Below are 19,998 nucleotides of genomic sequence, written 5' to 3'. Positions count from 1 at the left end.
ACTATTAGCAGTATAAGAGAATGTTTAGAACTCAATGCAGAACAAACTATGGATAATCAGCAAACAGACATAATACTAAACTCAATATTAAAAAGTGGGCGCACCGTATTCACATACAGCACGCTCACAAATAGTTAAGCAATCATGCACTTCTGTGCATTAAAAGCTTAGTGGCGAATCTTGCGAAGAGCAGCACCCACACCAGCAAGCACAGAAGCAACAACAGCAACCAAAGCTACAGCAGCACCAGTCTTAGCCAATGGAGCAGCAACATTTGCAGCATTCTTCGTTGCATTCTTCGTTGTCTTATTGTCATTAGTATTACCAGCAGCATTTCCAGCGCCGTTGCCAGTACCAGCGCCATTACCGCTAGGCTGACTTGGAACAGGAGTCAAAGGATTAATAGGCTTTGGAGTAAGCTTCTTGCTCTTTTCAGCTTCAGCAAGCAAAGCGCGAGCACCCTCAACAGTCTTAGCCTTACGAATCAGCTTAGCAACGAAAGTGAAACCTTCCTTCTCAGCTTGCTTGGCAATCTTCTCAATCTCAGCCTTAACAATCTTCTGGAAAGCAGCCTTAGCTTGAGCAAGAAGCTTTACAGTATCAGCATCAAGCTTGCCATCCTTAGCAGTCTTCTTAGCAGCTTCTGCATTAGCGTTCATTTCCTCGTACAAAGCCTTAGCTTGCTCATAAGTCAAGCCCTTGAACAAATCAGCACCATTATACTCAGGCACATTATTAACTGCAGGAGCTACGCCATTGTTAATCTGTCTCTTTGCTCTTTCAGCATTTTTCAATAAATTAGTAAGAGCTTCTAGAGTACTATACTGAGACTTTTCAATCTGTGCCGCAATGAAAGTAAAGCCCTCATCATTAGCTTTCTTAACTAAAGCAGCCTTACCATCACGGTAAGTCTTCTCGGCTTCATCACGCTTTGGCATCATTGTTGAATCAAAGAAAGCATTCTTCGCAGCATCAAAACCCATGAGTTTGTAATTTTGACGCACAGTAGCAGCAAGTTCATGCAATCCAATAACATCAAGATGCTTAGCACGATACTCAATAATCTTAGAATTCACGTAATCAACAGTCTTGACCTGAGCAGGTGATTTGAATTCTGAGTACGCATTAAGCCTTACGAAACCAACCAACTCGTCAGTCTCACTTTTAAGAAGACCAGCATTCTTCACACGAGTCTCAAGCTTAGTAGCCCAACCTTTAGGCTGCTTATTAACAGAAGTTATCGTAGTTCTTTCTGTATCAAACAGTTGTTTCTGCTTAGGGCTAATGACCTTCTTATTCTTATTTAACAGTGCTTTAAATGCATCGAAATCACCAAGACCAGCCATAGTCTTAACAACATCATCAGTTACATCGCTCTTATAAGTAAGAGTGACTGGAACAGTATTCTCACCAGCTTTAATTTCCGTAGGATATGTAATAGTACCAACAGTACCAGTATCAACTACAGAATCACCCTGAGCAGGAGTAAGATTATTCTGCACCTGAGCTAACAAGCCAGCACCAATCTGAGCAACAGTATGGGTAATATCATCCTTAGTAGCACCGTACTTATCACCCTTCTTGTAAAGAGTAATAGCAGTAGTCTTATGATCCTTGTTATCTACCTTGAAGCTGAAAACAACATTATCAAGCGTAGTAACTTGATCGCCCTGCACAGCAGAAGGATTAGAACCACCATTAACAGGCGACTTTGCCATGGCTGGCGCAGCAAACACCAAACCAGAAACCAGCGTAGCACCTGCAGCAAATGCAGCAATCGCTTTCTTATTCAACATAATAAACCTCAATTTTTCTCACATAAATTGCGCGACTTCATTTGTTCACGCAAATGTAAAATCAATAAACAAAATTTAGTAAATATTCAAAATGAGTTTCAATATTTTGGGAATTAATTCAATATTTTAAGCAATAACCTTCAAAACTTTGGGTTATAGGCCAAAACTTTAATCAAACCCAAAATACGCACACGTACGGCAAAAGGCTTGGGAAACAAATGCCCCTAGTAGCACAATTACCCAAGCCTCTTACACTAATCAGCATCGCTTCCCTAACAAGCAACACTGATTCAACACTCAACAGCTAACTTACAAACACTATCCACGCTCGCACTGTGAAGAAAGAGATTTGGCAAAACAGTGAAAACGCATAATAAAATCTGTAAGTCGCCTGTGGCATAAAACTTAAACAGCTTCATGCCACAAGTTGAGTGAAAAATTATTCACTAAATTTAGTGACGAATCTTGCGAAGAGCAGCACCCATACCAGCAAGCACAGAAGCAGCAACAGCAGCCAAAGCTACAGCAGCGCCGGTCTTAGCCAATGGAGCAGCGGCAGCTGGGGTCTTAGCTGCAGCAGTCTTAGCCTCAGCCTTAGCAGCAGCCTTCTTAGCTGGAGCCTTCTTACCTGGGAAGTTTGGTTCCTTCTTCATAGCATTCAAGATATCCTTGGCACCAGTGTCGCAGCTCTGATCCTTAGCGTGATCGCGTGCGGAATCCAACAAGGCAGCAGCGCGAGTACGGTTGTTATCAGCAACCTTGAGCAAAGCTTCTACCTGAGCCTGAAGCTGCTGGACTTCGTGAGCCTCAACGTAATCACCCTTAGCAAGGGCATCCTTCATATCCTCAGCAAGCTCAGCCTTGAGATCCTTAACAGTAGCTTCAACATGACCGTAGTGCAAAACAGCCTTCTCAAGCTTACGACGAATATCCTTCAAGTAAGCGCAGGTGTCACCCATACCCTTGATGAGGTCATCCCAGCCGTGAGCCTGTGTAGCTTCAAGCTTTTGGAGAAGAGCATCATAAAGGTGAACATTGGTCTGCGCACGCTTCAAAACCTCTACGAACTGACCCTTGTAGTTATGCTGAAGCAAATCAGAGTTGATTGGATCATGGCTTTCTGGATCAGCTGCAGGAGTACCAGGAACACCATTATCAGACTGCTGACCAGTTGGATCAGTAGTGTGGCTGCTCATACCTGGAACCTTAATCCAGTCATCCAAGCCTGCTGCCATTGCTGGAGCAGAAAAAGCGAAACCGGAGAGGAGGGTGGCGCCAGCAGCGAATGCGGCAATAGCCTTCTTATTCAACATAATATTTTCCTTTCTTCTTCTCCTTCACGCCAAGCGCGCGAAGAAAAATTAACATTCACAACTTAAGTTTTGTGAATAACTACCAGCGCAGAGCATCCGGCTGGAAGCTGTTATTAACATACCCCCCCCCCGTTCGAAAAAGTCAAGAGCAGACACACAACTCATTAACAAAAAATATTCATATTTTTATGAAAATATTTCAGTCAAACTATTTTTAAAAGTAAAAAATACAGTATTACACATTACTTTTCGTAAAAATGTCAATTTCAAGGTTTTTAAAGATTTTTCCCAGAAAACTCTCAGGAAACTCTTGAATACTCCCCCAACCAGCCGCAAAACCGTTGCAAAACCGCCATTCCCCCGCGACACGCCGCGCACGACTACGCGCCCTCAACTTCTCCAGTCACCTATTCATTACTAACGCAGTTTGCGTACTGCACCAGTAACGCAAAATCTCAATTATTCGTTGCTAACGCAGAAACGCAGTAACGCAAGTAACAAAAAACGCTGAAAACATGACTCAAAAGAGCACATTTTCAGCGTTTATAAGTTTTAAACTTAATCTACTACTTACAGCCATGCTTTCGCATAAGCTACGCAAGCAATAAATCAGGCAGCAATGCTGGCGATATCAACTGGAACACCAGGAGCCATCGTGGAGGTCACAGTTACCTTAGTAATGTAACGACCCTTGATGGTGCTTGGCTTCAAGCGACGGATTTCGTCTGCGACAGCCTTGAAGTTCTCTTCAAGAGCCTTAGCATCGAAGGAGAGCTTGCCGAAGAGGAAGGACAGGTTGCCCTGGCGATCCACGCGGAACTCAATCTTACCGCCCTTAATGTCGGCAACAGCCTTGGCTACATCCATAGTCACGGTGCCAGTCTTTGGGTTTGGCATCAAGCTACGAGGACCGAGAACACGACCCAAGCGGCCAACCTTACCCATCATGTCTGGGGTTGCAACGACTGCATCGAAGTCAAGGAAGCCACCGGCAACCTTTTCGATAAGCTCGTCATCACCAACAATGTCAGCGCCAGCTTCCTGAGCCTCAGTAGCCTTTGGGCCACGAGCGAACACCAAAACCTTAGCGGTTTTACCGGTGCCGTTTGGCAAGTTCACAACGCCACGAACCAACTGATCAGCCTTGCGAGGATCCACGTTAAGGCGCATAACAGCCTCAACAGACTCATCGAAAGCGTGCTTTGGCATGCTCTGCAACAAAGCGATAGCTTCAGCTGGGGTGTACAGGTTATTGCGGTCGATCTTCTCAGCCGCTTCACGATACTTCTTAGAACGCTTAGCCATTTCTACACTCCCTTTCAGTCGGTAACGGTAATACCCATCGAGCGAGCAGTACCCGCGATGATCTTCATACCGGCCTCGACGTCACGTGCGGAGAGGTCAGGCATCTTAATTTCGGCGATTTCGCGCACCTGAGCCTTGGTCACAGAACCAACCTTGTGAGTCAATGGATTCTCGGTGCCCTTCTGGATTCCAGCAGCCTTAAGCAACAAAGCAGCGGCTGGTGGGGTCTTCAAAATGAAGGTGAAGGAACGATCTTCGTAAACGGTGATCTCTACTGGGACGATCTGACCCATCTTGTCCTTCGTCTGGTCGTTATACGCCTTGCAGAAGTCCATGATGTTCACGCCGTGGGAGCCTAATGCTGGGCCCAGTGGTGGAGCTGGATTTGCCTTACCAGCCTGAATCTCGAGCTTAATAAGCGCGGAGACTTTCTTTTTCGGAGCCATAATATGGTTCTTCTTTCTTTTACAAGCGGTTCAAACGGTTGTTGCAAACGCTAATATAGTCGCTTCTTACAGAAGTAAAGCACTTACGAAACGTTGCTATAAAGCCGTTTTGCAGCTTCCTCCCGCATCTTGTATTGCTGTGCTGTGCTAGCGGATTCCTCCTCCAGTCACAAGCCTTCCTATTATGCCACATCTTCGCGACACGCTGCATTACGAAATCTGCAACTATTTTTGCATAGCTATTTTTGCGCAACTATCTTTGCGCAGCTATCTCACTAGACAATTCGTTAAGTATAGCGTTTCTAGTCCACGCACTCACAGTCATTTTTCTGCGCTTCACATCGGCTTCGATTAAATGCCAAACGGTATCACTTAACCTAACAGTACGCGGCTTCAACGGCTGAGTTTCATCTTCCCAAGCTCTTCCAGCAAACTCTGTAATAGTGGCACCAGGAAAATTATCTTCTGCCTCCTCAGCCTACTTATCAACAATATCGTCCGTAATAACGAACCCATTTTCCGCAGTATACGTATTCTTACTCATCTCGCATCCCTTATCTCTTGTAAAAATCCCTTTGTAAGACGATTCGCATGAATTATAAGTATTGCGTTGTTTTCAAGCTCAGTCAGAAAAGGATACCATATCATTCTTTATTTTTATGCTCTTAACACAGTCATGAGCATATAGACACCTTGCTCAGTAAAAGCATATGGCAAATATCGAGAGCCGCCCCAACTTGAGGTGAAATTTTTGCACCTCAAGTTTTTGAACTCGTCAGCAGTTAGCCGAAACATAAAATCTTCGCCATCAAACTTTTCAATATTATTCTTAATCTGTCTATTGAAATTTTTCGTTTCATACCCATATATTTCAGCAAGCTCAAAATCAAGCATGACTTTTTGATTACGAATGTTGTAGATTTTCTCTTTTATTGTTTCAGCGTCTATTATCATTCCAACAGACGCGTTTTTAGAGTCAGCGATAATTAGATTTTTATTCCCCTCTACCATAAGATCACTCCTAAAAAATGTGCGTAAAACCTAGCGCTGTACAACAAAAACTACATTTCTAACATAAAACCCATGAATCGCAAGCAATCAGGGTTATTCCCAAAAATCAATCACAAGCCATAAAACATCTAACAACTAACAAAACTAGCATGCATCAGTGCATAAATATAATTCTATAAGATTCCACAAATAAAAAGCAACAAAAATCGGTTTTAATACAAACGCACAGCACATTTATGTAGTGCGCTTGTACCTGATTTACGGCATGTCATGCCAAATCAGCCAAACGGCTAAGCCGTGAGGAATAAGTGCACTACATAGCAGCGCGAAGGCAGGTCGGAACGCTACACCAATCCACACATATAAAGTGGTAATATTACGAGATTCAAATCTTTTCTAACGCTAAGCTGTTTAGGAGCAAATACATAACTTGTTCCAATTCTTTTTGAAAACTTCGCCTTAAATTTATCAAGAGAAACTGTTTTGAACACATTTCCAGATTTAACTTCAATCGCAGATATACGCATTTTGCCAGCAGAATCCTGAAAAGCTTTAGAAATCAAAAAATCTATTTCCATTGTATTTTCCGAATTTTCTTTGTCTCTATTTGAATAGAAAAATAGGCGATGTCCAGATGCTATTAGCTGTTGCGCAACAACGTTTTCAACTAGCATTCCTTCATTAATTGAAATTTTTCCAAATAAAATTTCTTTATGCAGATCATTAGACGCAATACTACTATCTGAAAGTATCATAGAAGTCAACAAACCAGTATCAGCCATATAACATTTTACTAACGCATCATCTGCATTAAGATTCAATCCCACATTTGGATCTGTAGATTTATAGCAATTATTTGTAATACTCGCATCCGAAAGCCAAAAAAACGCATCCTTATAGTCACGCATACGAGCATTCTTGCCTAAGGAAGTAATCCTATATCTTTTTTCATGCCTGGAAAGCTGTGCTGGTATTCCATCAAACACAGCCATAACTTTCATTTCATAACCTTTTGCAAACTTTGCAGCATCCTGCCTATAGAGCGAAAGAATACGACGCTTAACCCTATCTACTCGAGCAAAATCTCTCGAATCAACATATTCATTTACAGACTGCGGCATGCCGCCAATCAGCATGTATTCTCTAAAAAGTCGCATCGCTTTTTTATGTAAAGCATCCGGCAAAGGATTTAACTCATCAAATGAATTTTTAATAACTTTCGATAGATTTTCTTCTCCAAAAGCCCACAAAAATTCTTCAAAATCAAGAGGATACATGCGTTCTTCTTGTTCTTCAGATGGAATCAATATTGTTTCAACATTATGTTTAATAGACAATAACGAGCCAGTCTCTATATAGTCGTATCTGCCATCTGCAACTAGTTGTTTTACAAATTCTCTAGCCTGTGGGAAAAATTGCACTTCGTCAAAAACCATTACCGATTCACGGTTATAAAGTTTCACACCATACAATGCAGATAGGTACGTAAAGAAAGTGCTTAAATCTGAACGATAATCTTCAAATAGCCGAAGCGCATCTTTTGATGCTTGCGAAAAATCAATAAGAATATAAGACTTGTATTCGTTTCTTGCAAACTCTTCAACTATAGTACTTTTCCCAACTCTTCGAGCACCTGTTACTAAAAGCGCTGTTGAACCGCGATCAGCATTCTTCCAATCGAGCATTTTTTGATAGAATTTTCGCCTTAACATATAACACCACTCTTAATTACCACAAAACCGTTGAAAATACTATTGTTTTATAGTATATATTTCACGAAAATCAATGTCAATTTATGCTAAATTTTCACGAAATCAGGGGTAAATATATGCCGAATTTTCACGAAAATCAAGGTGTTATTTCTCTAAATCTTCGCAACACGCTGCATTACAGCAATTCTAAGCAGTTATATGTTTGGCATGAGCAAGTGAAGCAGCACGGCGGCGGCGCTTGCGAACCGCGGCAATAATCATCGTCGTAAGAATCACCGCGCAACCAATAAGCGCGAGCACGAACATCGTCATCCAAAGCGGCCACTGCAACTTGTCCCCAGGAGCGGAAACTGGATCCGGCAGCACGCGATAGCCCGTAACCAGCAACCTCTGCGTATTCACACCATACGGCGTACACGTAAGCAGCGTCGCTAAATCTCGCCCATTCTCGCGTTGAAGCAACCTAATATCATGCGGATCGACTACGCTAATGCGGAACACCTTGTAACGTAAGGTTTCGCCTTGTATGTCAAAATAGAAATAGTCGCCCTTCTTCAACTCCACTAAATCATCAAACATGGTCGCATTCGGCAAACCCGTATGCGCCGTCACAACAGCGTGACGCGTTTTGCCACCAACCGGCAAATCCGTGCCATACAAATGCCCGGCGCCATACGCCAAAACCTCCTGCGAACTACCGTGATAAATCGGCAGTTTAACGCCAATCTTCGGGATTTTCACAATACCCATAATCCCCATTGGCTCATCCAGCTGCTTCGCATATTCCTTATACTCCGGCGTCTTCATATAATCTGTCGTGCCATCGTAAGGATCAGCCGTAATAATCGACTTGTGGCGCGCATTATAACGACGAGCCGCGTTCAAAATCTTCTCGCGAGCGCTCGCAGTCTGCTTACGACTCAAACGATCATACGCGGTAGAAATCTCCTTCGACACCTTGTTATTCCACAACGTTGACGCAATCGGGTACGTGAAGCACAAAATTGCTGCAAGCGCGAGGGCAATTGGCTCAAGCGTTCGGCGGAGCTTGGATTTTGGCTTTTTGGTGGGTTTTGATGCGGGTTTTGATGCGGTTGATGAGTCTTGAGTTGATTCGGTTGCAGGTTTTGCTTTAGACTGATTGAAGAAAGCATATACTTTTGTAACAACTTTGTTTAATTTCATGCTTCCTCCTTGTGAAGTTTATATGCGTAAATACTTGCTTGATGTGGCGCGAGTTTTGGGGGCTGGTGTTTGGCTGGTGGATTTCTGAAGTGGATGTGAGTGGTGGGTGTTACTTGTCTCGCAGCGCTCCGCTCTTATACCTTACTTGGACTTAATGGTTGCGTAGTTAAGTTTAGTTTTTTACTTACTTTCTCTGCAAAAATAGTATTCGTCAATAAGATTATTACTATCGTTCCGCTTTTATATTGCTCGACCAAGCAACACCCACCCCTCACTCGTAAATTCACACATCGTTGTTTTGTGGTGTGGTAGGAGTGCTTGGCGTGGTGTATGCGGCAGCAATGACGTTAATGTCCTTTGGACAACAAGCAATCAACGTCTGCAGAGCAATAATGCTAAAGTTCACTAAGCAATAAATAATCGACGTTTGCAAAACATTACTGCAAAGATTCAGGAGGTTTGGGGGAAATACGACCTTTATTTTACGCGACTGTAAAATTTCTGCCGGATTCGAGCGCGTAGCCGACCGTTTCTGTACATGCACGTAAAGTTTATGCCGCTTGTTAGCGCGCAACCGACCGTTCCTTTACACGTGTGTAAAATTTCTGCCGCTTGTTGGCGAGAACACGACTTTTTCTTTACGAGGCTGCAAGAGAACAATCATAAGAGCAAGTGAGTCTAGGATTTAGTTCAGTAAACCCTAGACTCACACTTTGCTATTAGACTACAAGACCAGCTTTAGAAAGCGGATCAAGCGTTCTGCTGCTGTTCTTCTTCCTTGCGATTGCGCACGTACATAATCACGCTCGCAACAATAAGAACTATGCCCACAACAGCGAAAATCAGCACGCCGTAAGCACCAGTTGCAGGAAGATTGAACCAGAAGCTCTTGCCGTTGTCGCCGCCCTTAAGTGGGAGGTCCTCAAACGGCTCAGCCGTAGTCTTATCTTTCTCAACAGTCACAGCATGAACTACAGGAGAAATCGCATAACCCTTAGGAGCTTTAACCTCAACAAGATAAACAGGAACACCAGCGCGAGTCTTGTATGCCTTCGCGAAGTTACCTTTAGTATCTGTTGTAGCAGTCTGCACATCAGTAGTAGCAGCGCCAACTGGTTGGGAAGCACCAGCTGCAGCAGCATCATTAATAGTTGACGCAGCCTTGCAAGCATCAATCGAGCCAAGTTCCTTATTTTCCTTCAGACCTTGAGCGCAAGCATCAGCCTTAGCCTTATCAGCAAAAATCCTGAACTCAGCATTTTCAAGCGGCTTCTCTTCATTACCTTCCTTATAGAACTTATGCACCTGAAGGAAACCAAAGTCAATAGTCGCCTGAGAATTCTTAGTATCTGGAATGATTGGTGGCAAGTCACCCTCATTCTTCTCATGAGCCTGGAAGAAGCCGGACTTGTTTACAACCTCATCCTGCGATTTATCCTTCTCAGCAACACTATCAGTGCCAGTCGGAGCTTTAGTGTTCTTGTAAGCATCACTAAGCTCAAACTCAAGATCAACCGTAACCTTAGGTGCTTCTTGACCTTCAGTAACGTTATTCAAGGCAGTAGCAATCTTACCTAAGCCATCATTATTAAACGTTACAAGAATACGCTTATGGCCAGCAGCAAGATCCGCACCACCAGCATCAGAAGACGAGTTTACAACACTAACGGTGTACATATCTTTATTTTGATTGTCTTTTTTATCAAGACTAGTTTCGCCAATCTTTACATGCTTCACAACACTTGCATCAATAGTCTTGAAGGCAGCGGTTGGAGCATCATCGAAGACCTTATAACCCTGAAGATTAGCAGCCGTCAACTTACCATTTTTAGGCTTAGCTTTGTTCACTTCCGCAGTAATCGTGAAAGGCACTTTATCCTTAACGCTAGCGAACTTAGTCTTATCGTAAACCTTCTGAATAGTAGCCGATAGATCCTTGTTCTTCGGCTTCACAACAGGATTATAGTTATACGAAACAGTCGTCTTTGCATCCTTGCCCTCGCTAGTAGTGTACTCCGGCAAAGGAAGCGTCATATAGAAGGATTGCAAATCCGAAACACCATAGCCCTTAGGCGCGTTAGTTTCCTCAACCTTATACAAACCAAGATCAAGATTATTCTTGCCATCACCAAACTTGGCTATACCTTTATCGTTAGTGGTCTGCGGAGTAATAGTGTTAGTAGCATCAAGCTTGACTTCTGCATCATCACCACTGTCTTTAATAGTGTGATCATTCAACTTAGTAACAAGCTTTGCAATCTTCTGCCAAGACTCAAATTTGCTAAGATCTAAAGTAACGTCTTCTTTAGTTTTCTTACCACCTTTATCTGTTTTCTCTTCCTTAACAGAAATGACCTTAGTCAATTTGAAAGTAGCATCTTTAAGCGGCTTAAAACCAGTTTTGCATTGAGGATCTGTTTGTGTCTGAGAAGTAGTAGAGTTATCATCCTTCGTCTTCTTCACGCACTTAAGGATGGTTATAGTACCTTTTGTCGGAGCATCCTTCTCCCACGGAGCCTTAGGATTCTCAGTAGCATGGGTTTCATTATGCACAGGATGGTTAGGATCCGGTTTCGCACCCCACGCAACGCCAGCCACGGTTACAGCGCCGGCGACGCACAGCGTGCCAGCCATAGCAAGCGACGCAATCGCCGCCACGAATTTATTAGTGAACTTTTTCATGTTCACCCCTTTCATTGCTTTTTACAGCAAGTAGAAAATTGATTTGCATTTATCATGCTCATACGAGTAAAGTTTTAAAATTTTTGGCATTTACCTTGTGTTATCACGCTCCCGAATCCCGAAAGACTGCACAATAAAACAATACGCAATAAAACAATGCGCGAAACAGGAAGGCTTTATGCGCAAATGCGTACGCAATCGCCTTATGCGAAGCACGGCGAGTAAATGCATATACAACTGCTTCATACGTAATTGCATAAGCCTCGCCACCTTCCCAAAATTAATTTGCGACCGCGCTCACTTTGACTTACCACGAAGCCAGCCGCCAGCAGATTCACCAATAGCGCTGCAAGAATACCGAGCTGCAAATTCCAACTCTGCCCGCCCGTATGCGGCAAAGTAAACTTGCTCACCGAATGAAGATTGAACGTAAAAGCAGCAAAATCCTTATGTTCTTTAAGAGACTTATCACCAGCTAATGCCTCATCAATGTCCGTAGGCGTTTGCTTGCCAGATTGAGCATTGAACGCTTTAGGTTTCAGCGCGTACACAACGCACTGGTAATTGCCAACCTCAGTCGGTTTTATGCTCACTTCCATATCAGTTCGCGCAGCCACTTTTTTACTTGGATCAGCAGACTCGCAAGTCTTATCGCCTTCTTTATTAGAGTGGCACGTATTTTGATTATCATCCGCAGGCACACTCAACCCAAGCTCGGCAAGATTACTGCTCCAAGTTTTGTATTCAAGATCTTCCGCAGATTGCGGAGATCCAGAAGGCTGAGTTGGTTGCGACTGTTCAGAGGGTTGCTCAAATCGCGAGCCAGCATTCTTCTTCTCGCCCTTCGAGCAGAGCACGCGCAACGTAATCTTATTCTTGCTATCCGCCGCAGAAGTAGCATCAACAAACGGCTTAAGACTCATACCGAGTATCGCAGAAATCTTGTTATTGTCGCTAGTCAACGCTGTTGTAGAATCCTTAAACGGATACACTTTCAGCGTAAGATCGTTATCGCCAATTGTTGGCTTTGGCGGCTTACTCGACTTCACTTCAATCGTAACCGACTTATAATCCCAGTCAATGCCTTGCTTAATATCATCAGTCTTCCACGTATTACTATCAACAATGTTTCCCTCAAACAGAGACTTCTTACCTGCATCAGTTTTGGCATTTTTCTTGAACTGATATACCAGATTAGAGGGATGCTTGCCACTTGCTTTGTCTATTAAATTAGCATCCTTAAAAGCGAACACTCTGCACTCAAAAGTTCCAGCACTCGTAGGCGTGCCGCTAATCCAGCTTTGAGATTCCTCAGTATACTTATCATCTTCATACAAAGCAGAATCAGCTGCACCAGTAGAAGGTCGATTCTCACCTTCCTTATGCTCGAACTGAGTCTGCATATCTGCAGAAGGATTATCCTTTTTATCTTTGAGGCTTAAACCATTAACACTGTCTACCGTATAACTGGCATTATCACCACTACCAGTTTTACAAATCATACGGTGATAAATAAAACCAAGCTTTTTAGTTGACTTAGAATCAATAAAAAGATTATTAATAGAATCGTAAACGTCTGTATTATCAGTACTGCCAGTAGTGTCTCCGCTAGAACCTTGACTATTAGTCTTTGGTTTTATAGTAATTTTATTATCACTTACAGGAGTCTTATCCGTCTTATTCACAAAATCGTATAAGCTCAGCGTTAAATCACCGTCGTTCGGCACGTCAGATACATCAACTTTTACACTTATTGTAGCGTATATTTTTTCGCTTTTATTTTTGTAATATGCAAAAACTTTAAATTTATAACTACCATAGTCCCATTTACCATTTGGACGCAAAGTTATAGAACCATCAAAGCTTTTTTTATCTTTACTAGTATCCTTAACTTTGATAGTTTTACCCTTTTCTTCTTTTTCAAAATTCGCCCAACTTGGTACAGGAGCTTTACCATACTTTTCTAATTCAAACCACACGCCGTTCGGCATAGAGGCTGGTTGTTTCTTACTTTTTAATTCGAATTTTGGCTTAATAGTTATAGCGTTACCACGCTGTATTGGAACAGGATTATTATTATCGACAACACTCTTATCATTATAGTAGCTAACAACATAGCATTTTTTAAAAGGCTTATTACCACACTCTTTCGGAAGATCAGTAGTTTTTCTCGCACCTCTGTCCATTTCGCTAGAAGTTTCCGTAGAAGCGCTTTCCTTTGGAACATCTTTAACTTTTTTATTTACAGCAGAATCAGACTTAGCTTTATCGGCAGACACATCTGCATTCTGCCGATTTTCAACAGGATTCGATTCTTTATTATTCTTATCAGATTCAGTATTATTATATTCACTCTGCTTAGTCTGCTGCTTATTCTCACCCTCAGTCTTAGCAGAACCAGACTGCGCACCAACAGTCTCCCCAGTGCTAACTTTCTCGCCAGCACCACCAGCACTTAGAGCAGAAGTTGGAGCAATCACAAAAGTAGCAAGCAACATTGCAATCGCCACGAAAAAAGCAAATAACGAACGACGAATTGAGCGCACTAGTCGAAGGAAACGGCTAAATATATGCGAATTAAACATATACACCTACCTTCTAATCTGCAAAGCTTACGAATCATAATGCCATTATTACGATGACACTTAAAAAAAAACAACTCAATTACTCTGCTTAAACACTCAGCACTATACCCCCCCCCCACGCCTATTTGCAAGCCAAACTAAATATTTGGAAATATTTATTATTTACATTGATAAAAGCACTGTAATTGCAAGAAAATTTAGGATTATTTCCCCATTTTACGGCGTGTTGCAGTAAATAATAAAAACCGGGGCGCGAATTAACACACCCCGGTTTGTAAAAGTTATAAAATTTATAAAATCTAGCTACAAAAGCTTAGGCTTTCATCTCAAACAATCGGCTCCACTTGGTTGAATCCAAGCTCCACAGGAGTTTCACGTCCAAAGATGGAAACCAACACTGTAAGCTTCTGAGTTGTAGGCTCCACGTCCGAAACCACAGCTGCCATCGTTGAGAATGGACCGTCAGTCACAGTCACCTGATCGCCAACCTTGTAAGCAACCTCAACCTTACGCTTGCGCGCTGCAGCCGGCTTATCGCCAGCATTCTTCAAAGCTTCGGAAGCAATCATCGGAGCCATCATTGACACAACTTCCTTGCGGCTCAATGGTGCAGGCTCTCTAGAAGGACCAACAAAACCAGTCACGCCCTCAGTCTCGCGCACAATGCGACGAGCGTTCTCATCCGGCCACATGCGAATCAACACATATCCTGGCACACGCACACGGGTAATAACCTTCTTACCCTTTTCTGTATGCTTCTCGACTTCTTCCATAGGAACTTCAATCTGGAAAATCTTATCTTCCAAACCAAAGTTCTGCACGCGGGATTCAACGTTAGTTTTCACGCGCTTTTCGTAACCAGAATACGTGTGAAGAACGTACCACTTGCCTTCCAAAGTGCGAAGTTTCTTAGAAAATTCTGCTACAGCGATTGCGCCGGCATCAGTTGGGTCGGCTTCGTTCACATCATCAGCATCAGTAGTTTCGCCAGCATCGCCAGTTTCGTTAGAAGCATCAGCAACACTGTCAGCAGCAGCGCCATCAGCTACATCAGCTTCAACATCAGCAGATTCCTCATCCACATCAGCTTCAACAGACTCGCTAGAAGCAACAGCTTCATTATTCACAGCTGATTCGTTTGCTTCGTCAGCATCATGAGAAGCAAAAGCCTCATCAGCTTCACTTGCTTCTTCGAGATTGAATTCATCAGTCATCTTGCATACACCTTCAAAATTTCAACTCAGCCAATTTCAACTCAGCCGAACAGCCACATTACGGACTTACCCAAACCGAAGTCCATGCAGGTGACGAAAGCCATCAAAAATACAACAAATATGAAAACTGCAGACGACCAAGCAAACAACTCTTTGCCATGAGGTGCAATAACCTTGCGTGTCTCGTCAATAGTTTGCTTAACGAACATGCCAATACGCACGAACAAGTTATGCTTTACTGCTTTCTTAGTACTGCGTGCCTGCGCCATGCTTGAATCCTTCGTGTAAAAACTTGAACAAAAAACTGGCAGGGACGGCGGGACTCGAACCCACAACCTACGGTTTTGGAGACCGTTGCGCTACCAATTGCGCCACATCCCTAAGGTGAACTTGCTCATCATACCCCAAAAGGGACGAAATAGCAAACCGCCAGATAGACATACTATCTCATGGGCATGATTTCGTTATATCATCGCACAAAAGCGAGTGTCGCATTTTGCAATGGTAAGCAAGTTCTTATTTTGCAATAAATACTTGCTTAAGCTTCAACCCACTTCTTCATGCGACGCATGCCCTCAGCAAGCTGGTCGTCAGCAAGAGCGCAAGAGAATCGCAAATAGCCAGGAGCACCAAAAGCCTCTCCTGGAACCGCAGCAACATGCGCTTCGTCAAGCAACATTTCAGCAAATCGAGAAGAAGTATGCGGCACTTCGCAATGCTCGCCAAGCGGACGCTCAAGCAGCGCCTCAACGTTAGCAAACGCGTAAAAAGCGCCATGAGGAAGAGGGCAAGTAACGCCGTCAATATTGTTCAACGCTTCCACAATCGCTTTGCGTCGAGCGTCAAAAGCCTCACGCATAGTGGCAACCACGTCCAGCGAACCGCCGACTGCAGCAATTGCTGCACGCTGTGAAATATTAGAAACATTAGAAGTCATATGGCTTTGAAGCTTAATTGCAGCTTTAGCAACATCTTCCGGAGCCACCATCCATCCAACACGCCAACCAGGCATAGCATAAGTTTTAGCAACACCATTCAAAATCAGCAGCTGCTCGCGAATTTCCGGCACCTCGACGCCAATATACGAAGTCGAAATGCCGTCGTAATGCAAGTGCTCGTAAATCTCATCAGAAATAACCCAAATATGGTGTTTTACAGCCCACTCGCCGATTGCGCGAATAGTTTGCGCGCTCCAAATAGCGCCTGTAGGATTCGAAGGCGAAGTTACGATAATTGCGCGCGTGCGTGAAGTGCGAGCGGACTCAATTGCCTCAATATCTGGCTCAAAACCGCAATCTGCACCTGCCAAAACTGGCACAGGCACGCCGCCTGCAAGCTTCACAGCCTCCGGATAACTCGTCCAATATGGAGCTGGAATAATAACTTCGTCGCCATCATTTAAGAGAATTTGGCAAGCCTCATACACAGCTTGCTTTCCGCCGTTTGTAACTACGACTTGTTTTGGGGAAACTTCGTAGCCGGAATCTCGCTGCACTTTGCTCGCAATCGCCTCCCTAAGCTCCGGTAAACCTGCCGTAGCAGTATAACGATAGTTGCGCGGGTCTTTACACGCTTGTGTTGCAGCATCAACAATATAAGAGGGAGTAGGAAAATCTGGCTCGCCTGCGCCAAAGCTTACAACGTCAATGCCGTCAGCTTTCATAGCTTTTGCCTTGCCGTCTACTGCCAAAGTTGCACTCGGAGCGACCCGGTTAATACGCTCGCTTAATACGCGCCAATTTTCTGAGGATGAAGTTTCTGCAATATTCTCTGCCATGATTTACAGTGTAACCTTAAGCCGCGAAACGAGCGAAATAAGCGAAACTGTCGAAAACACAAAACCATCTGGTGAAATCGACAAAACACAAGCCGCTAGCAATCACACAAGCACGAGATTGTCGCGGTGCACAACCGGATGCGCATACTGACGGCCGAGTGATTCTTCAAGCTCATCGCTCGTACGCCCCATAATCTCCGGAATTTCCTCCGCGTCAAAAGCAACCAAACCCTTAGCCAAATGGTTACCCTGCTCATCGTCAATCCACACAGGATCCGTCGCCGAAAACTCGCCACGCACGCCAACAATACCAGCCGCAAGCAAGCTCGCGCGACCTCCGCGAACCGCCTTCGCAGCACCATTATCAACCACCAAAACTCCGTGCGGATGCGAAGCAAAACCAATCCAAAGTCGCCTTGAAGAATCGCGCGTATGCACCGGCGCAAACACAGTACCAACAGCATCTCCAGCCAGTGCCGGACCGGCATTTCCAGCGCAAGTTAGCACAGTTGGAATTCCCGAAACTGCAGCAACATGCGCAGCTTCCATCTTCGTCACCATACCACCGGTACCTACGCCCGAAACACTTGCGCCAACTTTCACTTCTTCAATCGCGCGCGTCACATCTGGCACAAAACTCACACGCTTAGCACCCGGTTCACTAGGCGGCGCAGTATAGAGAGAATCCACATCCGTAAGCAACACAAGAGCTTCCGCTCGCACAATATTTGCTACAAGAGCTGCAAGACGGTCGTTGTCACCAAATCGAATTTCGTTGCTAGAAAGTGCATCATTTTCGTTTACTATTGGGATTACGCCAAGCTCAAGCAAACGTAGCATTGTGCGTTGCGCATTTCGGTAGCGCGACGGCGAAATAGTAACGTCCGCCGTAAGAAGCATTTGCCCGACTCTGAAACCAAATTGCGAAAATGCAGCTTCGTATTGAGCCATAAGCAATCCTTGGCCAACTGAAGCCGTTGCCTGCTGAGTTGGCACATCTTTAGGACGCTCATTAAAGCCGAGCAAACCAAATCCAGCTGCAATTGCGCCAGAAGACACAAGCACAATGCGAGCGCCTTGCATTTGCGCGTGACTTATTGCAGTCACAAGAGCGCGCAACTTTTGCACATCCAGCTGACCGGACGCGCTCGTAAGTGAGCTTGAGCCAACTTTTACGACGATTGTGCGCGCCTCACGAATTGAACACCGAACCCCATCTTCGGTAAGCTCAATTTCTGGATTATTCATAAGATTCCCCTTGACCTTGATTTTTCTAGTTTTTCTGCTCTTCTCCACGACCAAACAAGCTATTTTCATCATGGCGATCGTCATCCACAGAAGGATCTGCCCAGTGACCCGACTTTCGCTCAGCCATCATCGCGTCTCGAACTGCGCTCTTTGCATCCATCATGCTGTGATAATCTCGTCTACGCTCAGCATTCGTGCGCCTTGCTCCGCGAGGATCGTTCGCTTCGATTCGCAAATCCTTACCACGCGCACCCAAGTTAGCGCCGTCCAATCCTTCTGCACCAGCAGCGATACTTGGATCCCAGTCGAAACAAACCATATGATTCCCAGTGCCAATACGAATTTCGTCTCCTGGACGCGCGCCCTTCTTGCGCAATTCATCCTCAACACCAAGCTTTGCTAAGCGATCCGCCAAATAACCAACGGCTTCGTCGTTGTCAAAATTCGTTTGTACAACCCAGCGCTCAGGTTTTGCGCCAGTAACAGTGAACCAAAAATCACCATTCCTATCTTCTTCGCGCTTAATTTCAAAGTCTGCGCTATTTCCACGTCCATCATCGCGGCGACGACGCAAAGCTGAAGTCTGCTGCTCAAGCGGCTGGATGACAACACGCTCTTCTTCTCGTGCTGCTTCCTCGGCAGCGAGCTTCTCGCGCATCTTTTCAACCAATCGTCCAAGCGCAAAACCAAGCTCTTTCAAGCCCTCGTGAGACGCGGTAGAAATTTCAAATACAGTCAATCCCATTTTCTCAAATTCACCGCGTACAAAATCAGCCAATTCTTTAGCTTCAGGCACATCGACTTTATTTAGCACAATAATGCGCGGACGCTCTGGAATTGGAATCGCACCCAACGGAAGCTCAAGTTTATCAGCGTATTGCGCAAGCTCATGCTCAAGAGCGTGGTAATCGCTAATTGGATCGCGATTTGGCTCCAGCGTTGCGCAATCAATTACATGCGCAATAATCTCTGTGCGCTCAATATGACGCAAAAACTCAAGACCTAAGCCTTTTCCTTCGGAAGCTCCTGGAATTAAGCCTGGAACGTCTGCAATTGTGTAGCGATAGTTGCCGAAGCTTACAACGCCTAGGTTTGGCACCAAAGTAGTAAACGGGTAATCAGCAATTTTCGGCTTAGCTGCACTAATTGAGGCAACTAAGCTTGATTTTCCTGCAGAAGGGAATCCAACTAAAGCTACGTCTGCGATAGACTTGAGTTCCAAAATTACGTCGCGTTCTTCGCCAGGCTCGCCTAAAAGTGCGAATCCTGGGGCACGACGAGTTTTGTTTGCGAGTGCTGCGTTGCCAAGACCGCCGGCACCCCCCTGCGCCACAACGAATTTGTCTCCAACATGTTGCAAATCCGCCAAAACTTCGCCAGGTCGCTTTTGAGAGCCTGCGGCACCGCGTGCTGTAAAAACAACAGTTCCAACAGGCACTGGAAGCACTAAGTCTGCACCTTTTGAACCGTCTTTAGTGTCACCTAAGCCCATCGTACCGTTTTCTGCAGTGCGGTGAGGCATGAAGCGGTAGTCAAGTAAGCTGTTTGCGTTGCGATCAGCTACAAAAATAACGGAACCGCCGTCACCGCCATTACCGCCATTTGGGCCTGCTAATGGTTTGTACTTTTCGCGACGAACTCCGGCAGATCCGTTTCCACCATCTCCGCCTTTTACATGCACTGTTACGCGGTCTACAAAATCACTCATACTGCTACCTTACTCG

The 19,998-nt window shown here is 44.5% G+C and carries 13 protein-coding genes, 1 tRNA gene and 1 pseudogene; all 15 read right to left on the bottom strand.

All coding sequences use genetic code 11. From position 1 onward, the window contains the following. Nucleotides 1–167: 167 nt before the first annotated feature. Entirely contained in the window at nt 168–1,796 is a 1,629-nt protein-coding gene (locus tag HXT43_RS00895) for a hypothetical protein (RefSeq protein ID WP_410297524.1), read from the bottom strand. Between the two features lie 452 nt (nt 1,797–2,248). Beyond that, complete coding sequence (locus tag HXT43_RS00890; RefSeq protein ID WP_004118590.1) at nt 2,249–3,109, bottom strand: hypothetical protein; 861 nt, start codon at nt 3,107–3,109, stop codon at nt 2,249–2,251. Nucleotides 3,110–3,718: 609 nt separating this feature from the next. Further along, on the bottom strand, nt 3,719–4,414 hold the full coding sequence (gene rplA / locus HXT43_RS00885) for a 50S ribosomal protein L1 (protein ID WP_004106273.1): 696 nt from the start codon (nt 4,412–4,414) through the stop codon (nt 3,719–3,721). A gap of 14 nt (nt 4,415–4,428) precedes the next feature. Beyond that, nucleotides 4,429–4,860 carry a 50S ribosomal protein L11 gene (gene rplK, locus HXT43_RS00880; protein WP_004118588.1) on the bottom strand — a complete coding sequence of 144 codons (432 nt, stop codon included), beginning with the start codon at nt 4,858–4,860 and terminating at the stop codon, nt 4,429–4,431. Between the two features lie 663 nt (nt 4,861–5,523). Then, nucleotides 5,524–5,871, bottom strand: a pseudogene (locus tag HXT43_RS00875) (ORF6N domain-containing protein); the annotation flags it as partial. A 344-nt stretch (nt 5,872–6,215) separates the two neighbouring features. Further along, the gene (locus HXT43_RS00870; RefSeq protein WP_410299542.1) at nt 6,216–7,583 is read right to left on the bottom strand and encodes an ATP-binding protein; all 1,368 of its coding nucleotides are present in this window, start codon (nt 7,581–7,583) and stop codon (nt 6,216–6,218) included. Nucleotides 7,584–7,769: 186 nt separating this feature from the next. Beyond that, nucleotides 7,770–8,768 carry a class C sortase gene (locus HXT43_RS00865; protein WP_415707077.1) on the bottom strand — a complete coding sequence of 333 codons (999 nt, stop codon included), beginning with the start codon at nt 8,766–8,768 and terminating at the stop codon, nt 7,770–7,772. 750 nt (nt 8,769–9,518) lie between these two features. Beyond that, on the bottom strand, nt 9,519–11,450 hold the full coding sequence (locus HXT43_RS00860) for a SpaH/EbpB family LPXTG-anchored major pilin (protein ID WP_174143542.1): 1,932 nt from the start codon (nt 11,448–11,450) through the stop codon (nt 9,519–9,521). Between the two features lie 242 nt (nt 11,451–11,692). Next, nucleotides 11,693–14,035, bottom strand: coding sequence for a hypothetical protein (locus tag HXT43_RS00855; protein ID WP_174143541.1), 2,343 nt, complete (start codon nt 14,033–14,035; stop codon nt 11,693–11,695). Nucleotides 14,036–14,361: 326 nt separating this feature from the next. Continuing rightward, nucleotides 14,362–15,249, bottom strand: a complete 888-nt coding sequence (nusG, locus tag HXT43_RS00850; protein WP_112928809.1) for a transcription termination/antitermination protein NusG — start codon at nt 15,247–15,249, stop codon at nt 14,362–14,364. A gap of 41 nt (nt 15,250–15,290) precedes the next feature. Continuing rightward, a complete protein-coding gene (gene secE, locus HXT43_RS00845; protein WP_004106254.1) occupies nt 15,291–15,518 on the bottom strand; it encodes a preprotein translocase subunit SecE in 228 nt (75 codons plus the stop codon). Nucleotides 15,519–15,554: 36 nt separating this feature from the next. Continuing rightward, nucleotides 15,555–15,630: transfer RNA gene (locus HXT43_RS00840), tRNA-Trp, on the bottom strand. Nucleotides 15,631–15,787: 157 nt separating this feature from the next. Next, the gene (locus HXT43_RS00835; protein WP_112928810.1) at nt 15,788–17,026 is read right to left on the bottom strand and encodes a pyridoxal phosphate-dependent aminotransferase; all 1,239 of its coding nucleotides are present in this window, start codon (nt 17,024–17,026) and stop codon (nt 15,788–15,790) included. 102 nt (nt 17,027–17,128) lie between these two features. Next, nucleotides 17,129–18,274, bottom strand: coding sequence for a glutamate 5-kinase (gene proB / locus HXT43_RS00830; protein WP_004106251.1), 1,146 nt, complete (start codon nt 18,272–18,274; stop codon nt 17,129–17,131). 25 nt (nt 18,275–18,299) lie between these two features. Further along, on the bottom strand, nt 18,300–19,982 hold the full coding sequence (obgE, locus tag HXT43_RS00825) for a GTPase ObgE (protein WP_004118573.1): 1,683 nt from the start codon (nt 19,980–19,982) through the stop codon (nt 18,300–18,302). Nucleotides 19,983–19,998: the final 16 nt, after the last annotated feature.

This window comes from Gardnerella sp. DNF01195, from assembly GCF_049244175.1.
Taxonomy (GTDB): domain Bacteria; phylum Actinomycetota; class Actinomycetes; order Actinomycetales; family Bifidobacteriaceae; genus Bifidobacterium; species Bifidobacterium leopoldii.
This window is presented reverse-complemented; position numbering and strand designations above follow the sequence as displayed.

What these genes read in the sequence shown, in the direction of transcription:
- obgE (WP_004118573.1), bottom strand. Translation starts at nt 19,982, where the DNA reads ATGAGTGATTTTGTAGACCGCGTAACAGTGCATGTAAAAGGCGGAGAT.
- HXT43_RS00860 (WP_174143542.1), bottom strand. Translation starts at nt 11,450, where the DNA reads ATGAAAAAGTTCACTAATAAATTCGTGGCGGCGATTGCGTCGCTTGCT.
- rplA (WP_004106273.1), bottom strand. Translation starts at nt 4,414, where the DNA reads ATGGCTAAGCGTTCTAAGAAGTATCGTGAAGCGGCTGAGAAGATCGAC.
- rplK (WP_004118588.1), bottom strand. Translation starts at nt 4,860, where the DNA reads ATGGCTCCGAAAAAGAAAGTCTCCGCGCTTATTAAGCTCGAGATTCAG.
- HXT43_RS00895 (WP_410297524.1), bottom strand. Translation starts at nt 1,796, where the DNA reads ATGTTGAATAAGAAAGCGATTGCTGCATTTGCTGCAGGTGCTACGCTG.
- HXT43_RS00865 (WP_415707077.1), bottom strand. Translation starts at nt 8,768, where the DNA reads ATGAAATTAAACAAAGTTGTTACAAAAGTATATGCTTTCTTCAATCAG.
- HXT43_RS00890 (WP_004118590.1), bottom strand. Translation starts at nt 3,109, where the DNA reads ATGTTGAATAAGAAGGCTATTGCCGCATTCGCTGCTGGCGCCACCCTC.
- HXT43_RS00870 (WP_410299542.1), bottom strand. Translation starts at nt 7,583, where the DNA reads ATGTTAAGGCGAAAATTCTATCAAAAAATGCTCGATTGGAAGAATGCT.
- proB (WP_004106251.1), bottom strand. Translation starts at nt 18,274, where the DNA reads ATGAATAATCCAGAAATTGAGCTTACCGAAGATGGGGTTCGGTGTTCA.
- secE (WP_004106254.1), bottom strand. Translation starts at nt 15,518, where the DNA reads ATGGCGCAGGCACGCAGTACTAAGAAAGCAGTAAAGCATAACTTGTTC.
- HXT43_RS00835 (WP_112928810.1), bottom strand. Translation starts at nt 17,026, where the DNA reads ATGGCAGAGAATATTGCAGAAACTTCATCCTCAGAAAATTGGCGCGTA.
- HXT43_RS00855 (WP_174143541.1), bottom strand. Translation starts at nt 14,035, where the DNA reads ATGTTTAATTCGCATATATTTAGCCGTTTCCTTCGACTAGTGCGCTCA.
- nusG (WP_112928809.1), bottom strand. Translation starts at nt 15,249, where the DNA reads ATGACTGATGAATTCAATCTCGAAGAAGCAAGTGAAGCTGATGAGGCT.